We start from the raw sequence: 17370 nt of genomic DNA, 5'->3' as shown, positions 1-17370 counted from the left end.
ATGCCCAAGCAGGACAGATACCCGACGTCAGGACTTTGCGGACTGATCGCCATCGCGGCCTTCGCGGGGCTGGCCAATGCAAGCCTTTTGTGCGCGCCGGTCATCGCCACCCAGCTGATGACCGAACTCGGCCTTGATGCGCGCAGGGTCGGGCTGTTCTTCTCGATGGAATTCGGGGGCTACTGCCTTGCCGGGCTGGGGGGACGATGGCTCCTGCCCGGCATGCCGTGGCGCCTGATCGTGCTGGTGTCGGTTGCTGTCGTCATCATGGGCGACCTTATCGCGATCCTGTGCCTCCATTACTTCATCGCACTTCTGTTCGTGCGCCTCATTACGGCGACATTCAGCGCAATGCTTGGAATTGTCGCGATGAGCAGCGCCAACAGACGCGCGGACAGGGGACGAGCCTATGGCATCTATATTCTGGGTCAGTGCATGACTGGTGTCATCGGACTTGCCCTGCTGCCCGCGCTGTTTACGCATTACGGGATAAGGTCATACTTCATCCTGCTGCCCATGTTGTTTATCGCCCTGTCCTGGTTGGGCCTGTTTTTGGCCCGGGGTGGCACCGGGACCCGTCCCGCAAATGATGGACATGTTTCAATTTCATCAGGTTTTCCCGTACTCCTGCGTCGCATTGCTGTCCTGCTGTTCTATATGGGGCTGAGTGGCGTATGGACATTTTCGGGTGCGATCAGCACACGCGCGGGAATCAATGCCCTGCATGGCGGCGCGCTGATGTCAGGCGCCGCGTTCGCCGGGGTCATGGGATCGGCATTGGCAGCCTGGTACGGCCGCAGGCCCAATATAAATGGCGCAATGTTCATGGGATACGGTGTGCTGATTGGTGCCCTGCTGATTCTGATGTTGCCGACGATGGCGGGATTCATCGCAGGTATCGTGAGTTTCAAGTTTGCATGGACATTCGTTATTCCGTTTATTTTCGCCACCATTGGGCAACAGGACAAAAAAGGCGAAGTCATAGCCGAGGTAAACCTTCTGGCTGGATTGGGACTTTCTGTTGCGCCATGGCTTGCGGGACAGATCGTGGCCTTTGGAAACCTTCCAACCCTGCTTCTGGTTGAATGCATCCTGTTGCTGGTTTCCGCGGGCAGCGTGTACTGGATGCAGATATATGCCAGAAGCAATGTCCCCGACATGTCGATGATTTCCGAAAACCGCGGGAATTGATCGCTGTTGCCTTTCGAAAATTTTTGTACCAATAAGTACATATATTCATACCGTAAAAAAAACTCCCAACCATATCTCTGCGATCGGTTGACTGCTCCTCCGGCTCACTCTCGACATGGTACCAACCCGTATCTGAACAACCCGGCAAACGGATATGCCTCGCACAAATTTCGTGAGGATCTCTGGAATCGCGGATCTCGTCCTGTCATCCTACCAAGGAAGAACGATCCCGAGGTCGCCTGCCCGAAACGGGCTTACAGACTCCCGCATCTGGTCGAAAACCTGTGGGCAGGGCTCAAGGAATGGCGGGCTGTCGCGACCCGATATGAGAAGACCGCCACATCTTTCCCCTCCGTTATCCTCATCGCTGCTACAGCAGGCTATATCAAGGTCTAACAGGCCCTAAAAGGCAGCGGTAAAACGCACTCCATAAGTCGCGGGCGCGGTCATGATATCGATTCCATCAGTCAGCGCATAATCCACGACGCGGTTGTTGAAGGCATTGTTGGCAAAGACGACAAGCTGATTCTTCTTCCACGCCATTCCCAGCGTCAGGTCCAGACGATCAAGCGAATGCCACGGAACATTGGTGATATCCAGCACGCCACCTGCCTCATGATGCCAATTGGCATTGAACAGCAGGTTATAGGTGGATGTGATGGGATACGCCATTTCGGATCGTATGTTCGTTGTCCATGTGCGCGTATCGGGCAGGGACTGCCTGGCAACATCGCTGCCATATGACTGGCCACCAGCCATACGGGCATGCAGCCAGCCGACATTGCCTGATAGTGACCACCAGCGGGTCAGCACAAACTGGGCCGACAGTTCCGCGCCGTATGTATTCGCGCTGCCGACATTGGCAAGGTAATAGAAACTGAACGCGGCAGGCGCACGTGGATCGGCCTCATCCAGCAGGAGGTGTTTCTGCGTCATATAAAACAGGCTGGCATTAACGCCCAGACGCCCGTCAAGCCATTGCGTGCGTCCGCCCAGTTCATAATTGGTCGCGGTTTCTTCCCCATACGGTATCAGGGCCGCCGTTGTCGTTGTCGTGCTGAAACCACCCGCCCGGAAGCCGTTGCTGTACAGGGCATAAAGATTGATGTTGTGGAATGGATGGTAATTCAGTTCGACGCTGGGACTCCAGTTGCCATAACTTGCCGTGTCATTGAGCGACATGTCCGGATAGACATTCCCGAACAGGGCGGCAATGGCCCGCCCACTCGCATTCACGGGATTATTGTACTGCCTGTAGGACAGGGTTTTCCGGTCGCGTGTATAGCGTGCTGTCGCCGTCAGGTTGAGGGACGGGGTGATATGGAACGTGGACGAAACAAACCCGGACCATGACTGCGTCCCGATTCCCGATCCCGGCCCCGGGGCATATTCGCTGATCGCCTGCACACCGGTATCGGGAAAGCGGCCACCAGGAATGGCAGAACATGTCGGATCACCCTGCAACGCATCACAGGCAATGTTGCCCCACCTCCCCTGCAGAAGGCTCAGGTCGATTTTTGTATTGTATATCTGCTGGAACGAGAAATATTCATGAAAATAGGATGCCCCCGCCATAAAGGTCAGGCGTCGGTCCTGTGGTGAAGACCAGAGCAGTTCAGTATAATAATTGCGTGTATTTTCATGACGGACAAACCGGTTCTGCAATGTCAGGGGATAGGATGACGCCGACAGGTCCGTGCGGTCACCATCCTCGCCTGCATCAAGATGATAATCCCGGTAGGCGGACAGCCACTGGAACGTGCCCCAGTGTGATCTGTATGTCAGGTCCTGTGAAAGGTAGAGTTGATGATTGTGGGAACGGTCGGGGGTGTCACGATACACCACACCCGGCGTTTCGGCCGCGCTGCCCTGGATCAGGTTGGCAACGCCATCGGGTGCGTAACCGGCCAGGGACGGCCCGTGAACATCCCCATATTCCGCCATCCATGTCAGGGACAGGCTGTCACTGGGTGTCCATTTCGCCCCCAGTCGCAGGCCCTGCTGGCGATAACGGTCCTCATATTCATGTAATGTGGCGTTGTACAGGGAACCCCGTGGCTGGTCGATGTACCAGCCCGTCAGGCGCAGTGCAAAATGACGCGACAGTGGCACATTGAGCGCGCCCTGCAATTCACCCCGCCCATAATTACCATAGGACCCGGTCAGGTATCCGCCGGTTTTCTGTTCCGGCGTCGCGTATACCACATTGACCGCGCCGCCCACGGCGTCACGTCCATACAGGCCCGTCTGCGGGCCGGGATTGACCTCCACCCGTGCGACATCCACCTGTGGGCCGAGATTGGTGCGCAGGCCACCATCATAGATGCCATTGCGGTACATGCCGAAATTGGGATCGGCATTGTTGTCCACCTGCCGGATGCCGCGGATATTGATATATGTATTGATATTCTGCGGATCAGTCGGCACCACGGCGTTCGGCACCATGTCCATGATGCTTTTCATATCGAGGATATCGAAATTATGCAGGGTCTGGCCACCGATGGCGGTCGTGGGCGCCGGCACGTCAGACAGCCGCTGGGTGGTGCGCCGGGCGGTAACTTCCATCTGTTCGGCCTGCGGCCTGCCCTGTGCCAGATGGGCGACCGGAAGTTTCGGATTCTTTTTTGGGGGGGATTGGGTTGTCGCTCTGGCGGGGCATAATACAAAATGTAACGTGATGAAAAAAAGCATGTATGCAGGCCATGGTATCCTGCAGGACTGTCGTTTCCTGTAACCATAAAAGGAAGATTCAGGTATCATTCTTGGACAGGCATACGGGCGATGTCAGCGTCCATGCAGGCGATGGCGGATCAGGGCATGTTCCTGTCGTCCGATAGGAAAACGAAAAATGATGGCCGCCGCGATCAGTTGGGGAATGCCGCACAGGACGGTGTAGCATGACAGCAGGCCCGTCAGCGGCAGGCCGTGGTTTACCTGCCCGGCATGATAATGGACCCAGCCAAGGATGATGAACCCCGCGCCACCACCTATGCCAAGGGTGGCCTTGGTCACCAGTGTATTGAGGGCATAAAGGGTAGCTGACCTGTTGGTCCATGTTTTCCAGATGTCATAATCCACGACATCCCCCAGCGTGGCGGCGGGCGCAAAATTTGCAGGCGCGGACAGGGCCCCGCCCAATGCCGTCAGCAGCAGGATGACGGGCAGGTTCTGCATGCCCGGATCCGGCAGGAGGGCAAGTGGCCGCGTCAGGACGGTCAGGACGATGCTGATGGCCCATATGTCATGACGTTCCACCCAATGTTCCAGGCGCACCCATACCGGAATGGCGAGAATGGTGGACAGGAAAAACACGATCATGACGAACGGAAAAGCACTGCCCACACGCAGGTAATCATTAAGGAAAAAGAACGTCGTGGATAACCATATGCCCTGCCCGATCCCCCACAGCCCGACAGCAAGCAGGTAAAGGACGAAAGGCCGGTTCCGTGTCAGGGACTGCACAAGCCCGCGCAGGGCTGGCGCGCCGGTCCGTACGGACGATGCGTCGGGAACATACCGCAGGACGCATACGACAGCAGGCAGCATAAGGGCTGCATATAACCAGACAATGACGGAAAGCGTCCCCTGGGTGAAGCCAGTCGTGCCATAAAACCGGAACAGGATGACAGGAACCAGCCAGAAAATCAGGCTGCCCGCAATGGTAAACAGGCCAACCGTTGCGTTGATGCGTGTACGCAGGGATGGACGCGAACCAAGTTCCGCCCCCCATGCGCAACGGGGAATTTCAAACAGGGAATATCCCAGATACAGTGCGAAGGCCCATATTCCGTAATACAGGACTGTCGTATGCGGGGATGGCTGGAAAAGAAAGTACAGTGCAATGCAGCACAGGACAGCACTGGCCACGCCCCATATGCCACGACCACCGGACCGGGCACTGCACCTGTCAGACATGAAACCGATTGCCGGATCCACCAGTGCGTCAATGACCCTGCATGCCGATGTCACCGTGCCAATCTGCAACAGGGTAACGGTCGTATGGCTGGCATAAAAGGCAGGTATGAAAATATTCATCGGCAATATGATGAAAGCCGCCGGCAGCGCAGGAAAGGCATAAAGCCATGTTTTCCATCGTGTCAGTTCCGGTCGGGCATCGGAAGCATTGGGAAGAACTGAAACCATGGCAGCAGAATCTTCCCTTTCTGGTCGGTTGAACTTTAATATGAATAATGTTCGTATTCAGGGGCGAGACCCTATCACCTCTCATCCGGCGGGAAAAGAGAGGCCCGGACTCAGGTTTCCGTTCCCAAAACCTTGGGCAGGTCACCCCTGATGAAGGCATCGATAATGCCATTCAGGAACTGGGCGATGCTTTCACGCGGGTTGCCGAATTGGGCAAAGGGGCCATCGACAGCATTGGCCACAAACAGGTTCGACAGGCCGCACAGCATGGCATACAGGCCGTAACCGATCTGCACCTTGCTTCCCAGCGCCGCCATGTCTCTGGGACCGAAATTGTCACTGGTGGTGAAGACTTTATAGCCGTATATCAGTTCCATAAGGTCTTCAAACGCTGCGCTTGCGGTCTGCCGGTAGCGAGGATGGGTATAGGCGTCGGGTATGTAGCCGAACATCAACCGGTAGAGCTGCGGGTGGGTGCGCGCAAAATCCACGAAATAGAAAATGGTCCGCTTCAGTGCCTCCGTCCGGTTGGCGGATGTGCGGCTGATATGAGCTGCCTGCTCGCGGAACACTTCAAAATAATCCGCGGCGATTTCCAGCAGCAGATCGTTCAGGCTGCCATAATGGTTATAAAAATTTGCTGGCGCGACCCTGACTTCCCGCGTCAGACGACGTACTGAAAGATCTTCCAACCGTTCGGTTTCCAGTATCCTGACGGTGGCGATCCGTAAGTCTTCAGCGACGTTTCCTTTGTGGTAGGCTCTTGAAATGGGACGTCATCCTTGTGGGCATGGTGCGGATTCGACAGGCAAATCCATATGATGAAGGCGCAGAGATAATCAATACGATCCGAAGCGGTTCATTGCAGTCATGCCTGAAAAATCCGAGCATACCTGACATGTGTGATCCTGTCCGGAAAAAATCTGGCATTGCCTATTTTGTTCCCGTCATGCTGACGGCTTCAGTGCACACTGCCAGTTTTTAGGGCGAATCCGCTGGACAGCCAAGAGACATCGGCAACACCCCATACCCTTCGCACTGTGGGTTGGATCAGGACTTCATAAAATTCGTTGTGAATGCAGGCGCCAGCCGTATTCCTGACCCTTGCCCCCTGACTGCTCCGATGGCAGGTCATGTAACAGCATCATCACCATCCTGAGGGCCATTGCCCGATATGCACTGCCCCCCTTCCCGAGGAGGCGGGACATGCCATGGCCCATACAGCCTCAAGCAATGCAGCGAAGACACGCAGCACGGCAGCCTGGATGTCGATGACACGCGGCGGGGGTGACATATTCCACCGGGGGCGGCTCTACGCCCCGGACCTGAATGTTTTGTTTTTGGATTTCCATATCGGGCGCAATCTGTTTCATACTGTGCGCCGGTATGGAGGCCGGCCCGTATGACCGGAGGCCTGTCTGCTGATCTTCGCTGTCGCACGTTTGCAGCTATTGTTTCTGGGATGACCGTCATGCGACGGCGGTTCGTTTTGGTGCGTCTTCGTCGAGTGTCATCCGATGGCCGGCGGAGTGGCAGGCAAGCGGTCCTGACCACGCTCTGACGCGGGGCGGTGATCGCCATTCTCATCGGATTGAAGCCTGGTCGGCCTTCCTGTTGGCATCGATTGACGCACAGGCCAATATTTCCCTCGTCGAACTCGCAGAGAAACTGGCAACGGCACACGGTGTCCGCTTGCGCCGAGCACGATCTGGCGCTGCCTCGACGAAGATGGGCCGCCTGCGGAAACGGTCGCATCGTGGCGCACGCTTTCGGATGTCTGTGCCCCACGGGCACCGGAAAATCACAACGTTCATTGACGGACTGCGCCTGTCCGGCATGCTCCCCGTAACCGGCGAGTGGTTTGCCTCCTATACCCGAAAGATGCTCGCTCCGAGCCTCTCGCCAAGAGGTGTCGTCATTCTGAATAATCTTTCAGCACATAAAGGAGCCGCAGGATATGAACCAGAGTGATCGGATTATACCTTGGCAGGACTCCCTGCGGAATTAACAACGTTCATATTTATCAGATGGCGCATCATACATCTTTCTGAAAATATCTGTATTCAGGATTATGAATGACGTTGACCAGACTGCCATGCGGGAATTCACACTGCGTGAAATGAACGTTGTTCATTTACACACACAAGCACACATGCCAAAAAATGCGTAAATGCCGGTCCTCCATATGTCCGCAGGACAGTCGCAGCGAAATCTCGGTTCAGTCCGCATTATAAGGCCACGACATAGCTGAGACGATGGACAGAACAGGGGGCATGACGGTGACCCCACATTCTCCGTTGGCACGCTCACGCCTTTGGGGATGCTGCACAAAGCCATGCCTGGACGTCATCCGGTTCCGCAAAATGCAGCTTTCTCATTTTGGGGGGATTGGATGCCAAAAGAAGATAATATATACGGTGTTCACATTTAGGAGCCACTCCCTCCGGATATGTCAACTTTTTGATAGGTAAATGAATATGTGTCAGAAAGTAAATTCCATTATCGAACTCATATATGAATCCGCTCTTGGAAATTACGATTGGAAAGATACGCTTCAAAAATGCGCAAAGCTTATCGATGTCGCTGCCGTTGTGGTCGTGCCCTTCGATCCGAATCTTAAAGATATGTTACTAACATCCCTCAACAAACCGGAACACGATGCATCATCCTATGATTATTACCACCGTACAGACCCATATTGTAAAATAGACCCATACAACATATCGTTTAAATACAAGAAAAACATTGTTGGGGATTTTCCCGACAATCATTTACTGGTCGGAGATGAAATAAAAAAGTCCGCTTTTTATAATGAGTTTCTGAAAAAATATAATTGGGGTCGCGTAAATGTCTTTGTCGACCAAGACATATTTACGTCTGGAATAAAAATTTCCACCCAGAGATACGATGGCCAGAGAAGTGAAACAAATAATGAAAAATACATAAGAAACATTATTTCAAGACATATATGCAGATCATTAAGTTTTTCGAGTATATATACATCATTAATACTTGAAAACACATGCAAAATTCATAATGATGCGAACTTTGGAATTGCCTTGCTGAACAGAAGTGGGAAAATACTTATGATGAATCCCATATTCAAATCCCTGATTGGAAATGCACTGACTTATGAAGGCGGCGAACTGTCTTCCACCAATCAGAAAAACAAACATCAGATAACAAAAATTCTAAACAAAGTCAGTCATATGCAGGATACGGTTCAGGCATCGGAATTTGCTGTCATCAACAATACGGATGGACAGAAAATTCTGCTGAAGGCCATGAGGATATCTCTGACGGAAATCAATAACCCACTATTGAATAATAATGATTTTATCGTTCTTCTGACAAAAAGTCTGGAGCCTGTTCTGCCTGATATTTCTGACATCATGCAGGCATTGGGCCTTACCAGGTCAGAGGCGCGCCTTGCCAGTATTGTCGGAGCAGGACATCCACCACGCCAGGCTGCAAAAATCATCGGCATATCGGAACAGTATGCCAGAACCATGCTCAAGGAAATTTTCTACAAACTGAACGTGAATAGCCAGAGCCAGCTTGCTGCACTTATCGGAAACATTTCATCTTTTGGGCGATTTTCCAGTTAAGGAGCCACCGGATTCCACCCATTGATAATGATCATGCCAAAACTTCAACTCACCATTTTCAGCGTTCAATGCGCAGGATATGTCGCGCAAATAGCCCATGCCCTTGCGCACCCTATCGCGTCATCAATGGGACAGGGCTCTGGTCCGGATCATCGTCTGGGCAAGGCCTGTATGCGGGATCAGCACGCTCAGCGGTTAACCGGTCGCCGCCGAAAAACTATTTCGGCTTTCTTTGCCGACGGCAAGTGCATCATCTGGGGGTTTGATACTTCCATCGACACGATACAGCATGCAGGCACGCAGGTATCGAACGCAAAGGATTTTCCCAGAGTCTTTCCATCCACACGTAGCGAGACTGTTTAGGTTTTGTTTACAAAAGGCAGTAACCAGCACTTGATGACGGCGGGGTAGAGAAAAGCGAGGAAGGATTTCCTTGTCATAGCAGGTTGCAGTACGGCGAAGTTGCTTCATCCTGTTGAACATCCGCTCGATACAGTTGCGATCCCTGTAACAATGGAAATCACAGAGCATATCCTCTGTGCGATTTGAACGCGGTGGGACTACGGGAAGAATGCCTCAAAAAAGCAGTTTCCCCCGTATCCTGTCACTATCATATCCCTTGTCAGCCAGAAATCGGCACGGTGTCATGGCCGGAAGCTTCAGATCAGATCCCCCCAGTCGGAAAAGGCTTCCGTCACACAGACTGCCCCAGTTCAGGCGCACGGGGCATTATTTAACAGCCTTTCGATCCGTCCAGTTACTGCGGGATTGACTTGTAATCATATACCTTCGAGTCCGAATGTAGAATAATATCATCTGGTATCAATTTTTCAATTTCCGGCTCTGAAAATGGATAACCGAGCATAGACAGAAGAATGTACTTATTGACCAGAGATGAATAATATCCTCTTTTTTCTTCAAATTCCTCAGCAATATTGCAATATTTTTTGCTTGGATCATACATCAGGAATGGGACATTATACTGATCGTATCCACCATATTGTATTCCATGACCAACACCAACGATCTCCCCATGATCTGATGTGTAAATCAAAGTATAGTCACCAAGTTCCTGTTTTGCCATATCCATGATTTCACCGAGCAGACGGTCTGTATGATGTATGCTTTGATCATATGTTATGGCTTGCGGCAATTCTTTTACATCCTGCAATGTTATTTTATCATCATAGTTTTGATGACTACCGTAAATGTGAATTACATAGAGCTTGTAGGGTGCAGTATCTGAAAATTTCTGTTTAATAACAGGTAAAAGAGTATCGTCCTGAGCACTACGTATGCCATTTTCTGTGTTATTCAGATCACCACGTGTCACATAATTGCTAAATTCTGAAATGTATCCGTAATTACGTGCATAGGGTCCGGTCCCATCTTGCGATGAAATCCAGAATGTTTTGTAACCTTGGTCTTGTGCAAGTTCAATGATATTTTTTTCTGATAAAAGTGTATCCTGTTGTTTCGGGGAAAAGAACGAAAATGTCATCGGAACGGAAGAACGTGTCATATCTGCTGCGGAATGCGAATTCTGAATTACGCATATTTTTCCTTGTTCTTTGTATTTATCAAGAACTGGCGTTGTATTAGAAGATTTGTAACCATAGATACCATAGTGTGTTGCAAGTGAAGATTCTCCCATAACAAACACTATGTTATGGATTTTTTCACCATTTTGCCTGGTAATGGAAGGGTCCCTTACAATATGCCTCACGACTGGTGTGACATAAAGTGGATCCCCTGAATGCGAAGAGATCAAAATGGCAAATAACATATCACCTAAAACACCCGGCAGCTCAAACCTTAGTTGAGATGCGATATCATATGTACGTGTTATTTTTTTATTTGTGAGCGTCTGTGTTAAAACATAACAAAAGTTCATGAGCAAAGGAAAAAGTATAATAGACGATATTTTTATGCTTTTTTTTGTTAACGCGGCCCAAAATATAAAACAAATAAATGAAACAACAAAACGATAAAAAAGATATCATCAAGACAATAATATTGACAGTATGCAGCATGGAAACAAGTTCATTTTTATTTGTTCCCAACACCGCAATAATATTTGCGTCCGTCACAGCCTTGCATTTATAGGAAATAAATGAATCAAATATCGTTAAAAATAGTAAAAATCCATTGGAAATGGCTGATATAATTTTCCCTAAATTGAAAAACAGGAATGGCAAGGGGAACATTTCTATTATAAGAAATACGTGATGCGGGTAATGCTTATGGCCTACAGAGCTATTTGAAATATAAAACTCAGACGCAGATAAAAATAACGAGTAAATAAAAATAAAATAGGCCCTAAAATTCACAATGCAATCCTTTGTGAGGTATATAAAAATGTTGGTGAGGTCTATATCCTATTTTTTTTCTATGAACAAGATATAAGGGGTCGTAAAAAGTCATTTTTTCTCCATATATAATCATACAATTGATTATTATTAATAATTCGCCCAGGAAGATGCTTCATTCCTTGAGAAAAAAATGAATCCCGTTGCAGAACAGCCCGCATGTAGTCCAGTCTGGCGTCCAGACAGGCATCTGCCTGGTCAGACGGGGGCAGATTAGGGTCGAATACCTGAAAGGCCACAGGGTCGATCGGAGTGTGATCAATATCGGTAATCCCGCCTCGACATGGTGGAAGCGCTGGGAGCGGGGTAGCGCATCGCTGCCTGATGCCAATCACGGCCTTTTCCGAACCAAAGCGCCAGCCGGATGGGACAAGCAGGTCCGTCTGGTTTGCCCGTAGCGACGAAGAGCCCTTGGCCTTGCCCCTGAACTGCTTCAGTCTAGCGAAGAACCGCTCAATTTCGTTTCTCTTTTTGTAGAGTGAGAGGCGGAGTTTCCTTGATGGAATAACCGGTGTGATCTGCTGTTCTACAAGCTTTTCAATAAGCGGAGCAGCATCATACGCCTTGTCGGCGATAAAGGCTGCGGGATCGACTTCACCCATGAAAGGCTCTGCTTCAGTGATGCCGGCCCTTTGCCCTGGCGTCAGCGAAAGAACTACCGGCTTTCCCGCGGCATCGACAACGGCATGGACTTTTGTGGTCAGCCCACCACGGGATCGCCCGATGCCTGATCCACACCCTTTTTTTACGGGCGCCCGCACTATGCTGGTGAGTACGGACTATCGTACTGTCGAGCATCATGTAGTCATTGGCGTGATCGGCAGCCAGATGCCGGAAAATCCGTTCGATCACGCCGCTTTCGCACCAGCGGCGCAGACATCTGTCAACATTCTTCCAATCCCCAAACCGCACTGACAGGTCACGCCACGGAATGCCCGCGCGATAACGATATACAGACGGTTATCCGCAACTGTGCCACCGACATGACCTTAACGACCCGGGAGAAAATCCTTTATCCGCTCCCACTGGCTATCACTCAGGCCATACCGTCGCATCCACGTCTCACCGCAAAGATGGGGCATGTCGTACACGCGATCATTAAACGCGGTGACGATTACCAGCCCTTCATTGATCAGCAACCCTGTAAATAATGTTTGGATCCTCCACCTGGGGTATCGCATCCCATCTTCAGGACGGTTAGCGCCACGGCGCCATCACGCCGCTCTGGACTCTGTATCTGCTATGGCCAGAAGCACCTTTTTTGCGGTGGAGACCGCCTGGTTTTTGTTTGCAGTATTTTTCAACGACAGTGCGAACTGCCGATGGAGACGTGTTTCCAAATCGACCGGATGCTTCCCGATATAGGACGTAGCACACGGGAGATGGCATAAGACCTGTCACGCTTCGTTTTCTACGCCAGAAGTTACAGCACGCAATGGTCGTTCGATCCTCCACTTGATTCAGGGCGATGCCCCTGGCATGCAAACACAAAATTCAATGCAACACGGAATAGACATCGCATCAGTTGTTACGATCAAGAAATTTATGTGCTTTTATGCAACACATCGGACTAAATTTATGTTCGAAGGTTTTTTTGTAAGAATTAATGTTTTTTATAACAGGACACCCAAGCTATAAGCTCATATATGTTGTTATCCAAGAACGATGTTTTTCCGTGACGAACTCTCCGGTTTGCTCTCCAGCTTGAGGATTGTTTTTCCATGAAAGTCAGGTCAGCCCCACATCGGAACATCATACTTTTCGCCTTTTCTGCATTGAATGGCATCGCTGTCACGGCCCCCGCCGACTCGGCGCAAGCCCAGGCCGTCAATACCACCCAGGACGACCCTGACAGCACAAAACGAAGCAAGGCCCCAAACCGCTCTGCGACGGGCAAGACGTCGGCCACCACCACATCGCGCAAGATGGCATTGAAAAATGCTTCCGCAAGCAGCGGAAATTCGACGGGCGCCGAAAGCATCGTTGTCACGGGCACAATGTTCCGTGACAAGAACCTGAACAGCGCTTCGCCGATCGAGCAGATCACCGCCAAGCAGCTTCAGCAGCGCGGCATCAAGACCGTGACCGACGCACTTCAGCTTCTGTCATCCAATGGTTCGGGCAATCTGACGAACGCGTTCTCCGCCAACGGTGCCTTCGCGGGTGGTGCATCCGCACCGTCTCTGCGTGGCCTCCAGACGTCCGCTACGCTCGTGATGATGGATGGCATGCGCCTGTCCTATTATCCCGCAGGCGACGACGGCGCACGTAACTTTGTCGACACGAACTGGATGCCCTCGTCACTGGTACAGACCATTGATGTCCAGCAGGATGGCGGTTCGGCACTTTATGGTGCTGACGCTGTTGCCGGCGTTATCAACATGATTACGCGCGAACAGATCAAGGGCTTCGAAGGCAACGCGGAAGGTGGCCTTACCCAGGGCGGCTATGGTGGCCATCAGCGTCTCTACGCGAACTACGGCGTGGGTGACGTGGCGAAGGATGGTTACAACTTCTATGTCAACTCGGAATACCAGTCCGATGACATGATCACCAACAGCCAGCTCGGCTATCCATACAATACAAGCAATATCACGGGTATCGGCGGCGGAAACGCTGATGGTAACCTTCTCGGTTCTGACGGAATATTTACCAATGCCGTCACGCAAACCACCGGCGTCACGGCACAGGCTGTCGACAGCAACGGAAAGGCGCTCAGTGGCTATCAGTTGCTGAACCCCACCTCTGGATGCAATGGACTGTCCGGAGCCCATTCGGGCTACGTCGCCGGCACACCGACGGGTTCGGTGAGCACCCTGTGCCAACAGGACAAGGTTTCGAAGTATGGTGTGATTTCACCTTACGACCGTCGCGTGGAAGCAACCGCCCATCTCACGGTCAGGCTTGGCTCCCGCGTGAAGCTTGTGAGCATGTTCACCTACTCGCAGAACCTGTCCTACTATACAGGTACCCCGAATGCGTTCTACGCCAACACACAATCCCAGCTTGGGACGAGCGAGGGCGTGCTCGCGCCTGCCTATCTGCCGAACGGTTCGCTGAACCCCAACAATCCTTATGCATCGCTCGGTGAAAGCGCACAGCTTTACGGACGCTTCATCGACCCCACGGCCGAAACCCAGTTCTCCCAGAACTACCGCGGGTCCATACATCTGACAGGCTGGGAACCGTCAAGTTGGGGTGGCGACTGGAACTATGATTCCAGCTTTGTCGGCATGAATACAGACCTCTCCACGAAATATAGCAACAACATCAACATCGCCGACCTTGATTATGCGATCGAGAACGGTACTTATAATTTCGTTGATCAGGCCGCAAACTCCGCCGCGGCAAAGAACGCCATCGCGCCAACGGAAATCGTCCACTCCAATACGGAAGAATATTCCTGGCAGGCCTCTGTCACCAAGGGGCTCACACAACTGCCAGGCGGAATGCTGAACCTCGCGGTCGGAACGAACGTCCGTTACGAAGGCTTCAACGCCCCGAATGCCAACCCGGTCGACACCACCAACGTCAACAACCAGTATGAAAGCATCAATCCGTTCAGCGCGATCGGCCATCGTTACGTCTATTCCGGATATTTCGAGCTGAATGCGCCAATCGTGAAGATGCTGAACGCCGATTTCCAAGGACGTTACGACTCCTATTCCACAGGCTTCAGCCACTTCTCCCCGAAGATCGGCGTCACCTTCAAGCCGACCAAGGAGTTCATGCTCCGCGGGACATGGTCACAGGGCTTCCAGGTCCCGAGTTTCTATGAAACAAACGGCACTACGATTGGCTACACTTCTTATGGTCCCTCGAACCAGACCTGGATCAACCAGCATCTCAACACCAACGGAACCAAGGACGACTACGCCCAGGCCTACAGCCTTGGTGGCGAAAGCGTCGGCAACAAGAACCTCAAGCCCATGACAAACACCACCTTCACGGGTGGTCCAGTCTTCCATCCCGTCCCGTGGGCGACGTTCAGCGCGGAATACTGGTACATTCGCGAAAAGAACGTCATCGTCTCCAACCCGATTCCGGCAGCAACCGTAGCTTCAGCTTACGAGGCCATGAACACCAACAGGACGGTCATGATCGACGGCGATACGGTGATCCCCGACGTTGCGGACCCACTGCATCCTGACGCACCGCGCCGCGCAGGCATCATTGAGTCATCCTATATCAACGCCAACAGCATGATGACCGATGGCGTGGACCTCAACCTCTCGATTACCCATCGCCTCCCTGGTCCGTTGAAGATGATCAACTGGTACAGCAACGGTCACGCAACATGGGTGCATCGTTTCAACGAAAGCATACCGGGTGTAGGCATAGAGCGCTTTGCCGGTACCGAAGGTCCATGGAACACGACTTCTGCGTCGGGTACGCCTCGCTGGCGCGCCAACTGGCAGAATACCTTCACGTGGAACAGGCTCTCGACGACGTTCACCGTCTATTACACCAGCGGCTACCACGGCACAGCGGAAGATAACGATGGCCCGGGAACAGCCGGAAACTGCAAATATGCGCTCTATCAGGACGTCAGCAGCTTCTATCCCACGCAGTGCAATGTCCGTCATTTCTGGGACATCGACATGACTGTGAACTACCAGTTCAACAAGCAGTGGGCTGGCTATGTCAACATTTACAACCTGACCGATTTCAAGGCTCCATATGATTTCGGTACCTACGGTTCCTACCTTTACAACTCGTCCTGGGCCCAGAATGGTGTTCTCGGACGGGCCTTCCGCTTCGGAATTACGGCAACACTGTAAGGCATGACACTAAATACAACCGAGCGATCCTATTCACGCGCGGCATTCCTCATGGCAACACTTGCCATGGGGGTGGCCGTCAGGTGGATCTTCCCGGTTCCCATGCCGGTCAATCAGCACAACATTTTCGGCACGCTCGATGAAGTCCCTGCCATGAATCTGGCGGACCATGGGTTCGGTGACCTGCCTATCCTATTGGCAAAAGAGAACCCGGACACGTCCATGTAGGCGGAATCTGGACGGTCTATATCTGGTTCGCGATGGAGCGCACTTCGCGTTCGGCCAACTCCGCCTTCAGGAACAGCAAGAGAATGAGGATGGCAGCCTCGAAGACGGATGCGCCCTGTTCTGCAAGGTCAGCCGTAAGCGAGGAGGTCGCCTGCCAGAATGGTCTTTCCATCGGACGGCACGAGACGCGCTGCAATCCGTCAGTGTCCGGGTTGTTGTGCCTTCATGGTTCGCCACCCCGCAGCAGGTCTCGCGCCATGAGGCTCTGGCCGGGTCTGATGTCCGAGACTTCATACAGGCTCATGACCGAAGCCTGGAGGGCACGTATATAGGCGCTGTTGCGTGGCCCTTTCTTCTAGCCCCGGCGTTTCAGATAGACGTCAACAATGTTCCGAGCATCGTCCCAGTCCTGCCCGAGAAAATCCTCGAAGACACAGCCCATAGCGTCATGGCGGCATCGGGACCGATCATCTCCACCAGATCCTCGAACGTGATGTCGCCCGCTTCAAGCGCCGGACCGATGTGATCGCCGAGCACTTCCGCGAAACAGTGCTGCCAGTCATCCTGACCGAGATAACGGATCAGTCCTATGAGTTCGTCTGCGGCCATGAGACTTTCCTGCTACTCCAGTTATAGACAGCAGGGGGGAGACATCCTGACTCGATGAGGCAGGATCATACCCTGAAACAGGCAACGGGATGCCCCTCCCCGCTTTCACGCATTTGTAAAAGTGGACGAAGCTCTACCCCGGTATCTTTCCGTCTGTTTCCTATGTGCATCCTGCGGAGAATTCCGGGCACAAAAAAAGCCACCCATTGGGGTGGCTTTTTGTTGTCTTATCAGACACGTATTTTTGGTTGCGGGGGCAGGATTTGAACCTGCGGCCTTCAGGTTATGAGCCTGACGAGCTACCGGGCTGCTCCACCCCGCGGTGGTGAGTTGTGTTATGGGCTGTCTGGAAGATCTGGCGGCGACCGACTTTCCCGTGCCTTGAGGCACAGTATCATGGGCGCTGGGGTTTTTCACGTCCGAGTTCGGGATGGGATCGGG

At 52.2% G+C, this 17370-nt stretch carries 11 protein-coding genes, 1 tRNA gene, 1 rRNA gene and 3 pseudogenes; 7 read left to right on the top strand and 9 right to left on the bottom strand.

The annotated features are described in order from the left end of the window. Both CFR71_RS00090 and CFR71_RS17230 read left to right on the top strand, forming a co-directional pair. The gene (locus CFR71_RS00090; RefSeq protein WP_110525461.1) at positions 1-1191 is read left to right on the top strand and encodes an MFS transporter; all 1191 of its coding nucleotides are present in this window, start codon (positions 1-3) and stop codon (positions 1189-1191) included. Between the two features lie 6 nt (positions 1192-1197). Further along, the gene (locus CFR71_RS17230) at positions 1198-1587 is read left to right on the top strand and encodes a transposase (protein WP_207781304.1); all 390 of its coding nucleotides are present in this window, start codon (positions 1198-1200) and stop codon (positions 1585-1587) included. Between the two features lie 6 nt (positions 1588-1593). Here CFR71_RS17230 and CFR71_RS00080 read toward each other — a convergent pair whose 3' ends face one another. The 3 genes from CFR71_RS00080 to CFR71_RS00070 all read right to left on the bottom strand — a co-directional run bounded on the left by CFR71_RS00080 (position 1594) and on the right by CFR71_RS00070 (position 6026). Continuing rightward, entirely contained in the window at positions 1594-3756 is a 2163-nt protein-coding gene (locus tag CFR71_RS00080; RefSeq protein ID WP_110525458.1) for a TonB-dependent receptor, read from the bottom strand. A gap of 219 nt (positions 3757-3975) precedes the next feature. Continuing rightward, positions 3976-5334: an MFS transporter gene (locus CFR71_RS00075; protein WP_110525455.1), complete on the bottom strand. Its 1359-nt coding sequence runs from the start codon at positions 5332-5334 to the stop codon at positions 3976-3978. Positions 5335-5444: 110 nt separating this feature from the next. Continuing rightward, entirely contained in the window at positions 5445-6026 is a 582-nt protein-coding gene (locus CFR71_RS00070) for a TetR/AcrR family transcriptional regulator (protein ID WP_239020205.1), read from the bottom strand. A 1779-nt stretch (positions 6027-7805) separates the two neighbouring features. Between CFR71_RS00070 and CFR71_RS16085 the strand changes: the two genes are divergently transcribed. Next, positions 7806-8942: a helix-turn-helix transcriptional regulator gene (locus CFR71_RS16085; RefSeq protein WP_133251076.1), complete on the top strand. Its 1137-nt coding sequence runs from the start codon at positions 7806-7808 to the stop codon at positions 8940-8942. A 33-nt stretch (positions 8943-8975) separates the two neighbouring features. Beyond that, complete coding sequence (locus CFR71_RS16780) at positions 8976-9305, top strand: hypothetical protein (RefSeq protein WP_239020204.1); 330 nt, start codon at positions 8976-8978, stop codon at positions 9303-9305. A gap of 394 nt (positions 9306-9699) precedes the next feature. On the opposite strand, the gene CFR71_RS00050 is transcribed toward CFR71_RS16780, so the two are convergent. Then, positions 9700-10728, bottom strand: a complete 1029-nt coding sequence (locus CFR71_RS00050) for a phosphoethanolamine transferase (RefSeq protein WP_165832000.1) — start codon at positions 10726-10728, stop codon at positions 9700-9702. Between the two features lie 807 nt (positions 10729-11535). Here CFR71_RS00050 and CFR71_RS16775 point away from each other — a divergent pair. After that, a pseudogene (locus tag CFR71_RS16775) lies at positions 11536-11728 on the top strand (SOS response-associated peptidase); the annotation flags it as partial. Here CFR71_RS16775 and CFR71_RS16770 read toward each other — a convergent pair. Continuing rightward, positions 11725-12366: pseudogene (locus CFR71_RS16770) on the bottom strand (IS5 family transposase); the annotation flags it as partial. The pseudogenes CFR71_RS16775 and CFR71_RS16770 overlap by 4 nt on opposite strands. A 666-nt stretch (positions 12367-13032) precedes the next feature. On the opposite strand from CFR71_RS16770, the gene CFR71_RS00025 reads away from it, so the two are divergent. Beyond that, positions 13033-16092, top strand: a complete 3060-nt coding sequence (locus CFR71_RS00025) for a TonB-dependent receptor domain-containing protein (protein WP_110525436.1) — start codon at positions 13033-13035, stop codon at positions 16090-16092. Between the two features lie 51 nt (positions 16093-16143). Next, positions 16144-16320 carry a hypothetical protein gene (locus tag CFR71_RS17185; RefSeq protein WP_207781302.1) on the top strand — a complete coding sequence of 59 codons (177 nt, stop codon included), beginning with the start codon at positions 16144-16146 and terminating at the stop codon, positions 16318-16320. Between the two features lie 16 nt (positions 16321-16336). On the opposite strand, the gene CFR71_RS17180 is transcribed toward CFR71_RS17185, so the two are convergent. The 4 genes and pseudogenes from CFR71_RS17180 to rrf all read right to left on the bottom strand — a co-directional run. Continuing rightward, positions 16337-16492: a hypothetical protein gene (locus CFR71_RS17180; RefSeq protein WP_207781312.1), complete on the bottom strand. Its 156-nt coding sequence runs from the start codon at positions 16490-16492 to the stop codon at positions 16337-16339. After that, positions 16455-16929: pseudogene (locus CFR71_RS17175) on the bottom strand (hypothetical protein); the annotation flags it as partial. The gene CFR71_RS17180 and the pseudogene CFR71_RS17175, both read right to left, overlap by 38 nt. Before the next feature lie 245 nt (positions 16930-17174). Next, positions 17175-17251, bottom strand: a tRNA-Met gene (locus tag CFR71_RS00010). Positions 17252-17282: 31 nt separating this feature from the next. Beyond that, positions 17283-17370 (bottom strand): 5S ribosomal RNA (gene rrf, locus CFR71_RS00005); the annotation flags it as partial.

The sequence above is a fragment of the Novacetimonas pomaceti genome (assembly GCF_003207955.1).
Taxonomy (GTDB): Bacteria; Pseudomonadota; Alphaproteobacteria; order Acetobacterales; family Acetobacteraceae; genus Novacetimonas; species Novacetimonas pomaceti.
Note: the sequence above shows the minus strand (reverse complement) of the source record. Positions and strands in the feature narration are given on the sequence as shown.

Coding starts and splice junctions, on each gene's coding strand:
- CFR71_RS00090 (WP_110525461.1), top strand. CDS start 1: ATGCCCAAGCAGGACAGATACCCGACGTCAGGACTTTGCGGACTGATC.
- CFR71_RS00080 (WP_110525458.1), bottom strand. CDS start 3,756: ATGGAAGTTACCGCCCGGCGCACCACCCAGCGGCTGTCTGACGTGCCG.
- CFR71_RS00075 (WP_110525455.1), bottom strand. CDS start 5,334: ATGGTTTCAGTTCTTCCCAATGCTTCCGATGCCCGACCGGAACTGACA.
- CFR71_RS16085 (WP_133251076.1), top strand. CDS start 7,806: ATGAATATGTGTCAGAAAGTAAATTCCATTATCGAACTCATATATGAA.
- CFR71_RS16780 (WP_239020204.1), top strand. CDS start 8,976: ATGCCAAAACTTCAACTCACCATTTTCAGCGTTCAATGCGCAGGATAT.
- CFR71_RS00050 (WP_165832000.1), bottom strand. CDS start 10,728: ATGTTATTTGCCATTTTGATCTCTTCGCATTCAGGGGATCCACTTTAT.
- CFR71_RS00025 (WP_110525436.1), top strand. CDS start 13,033: ATGAAAGTCAGGTCAGCCCCACATCGGAACATCATACTTTTCGCCTTT.
- CFR71_RS17185 (WP_207781302.1), top strand. CDS start 16,144: ATGGCAACACTTGCCATGGGGGTGGCCGTCAGGTGGATCTTCCCGGTT.
- CFR71_RS17180 (WP_207781312.1), bottom strand. CDS start 16,492: ATGGAAAGACCATTCTGGCAGGCGACCTCCTCGCTTACGGCTGACCTT.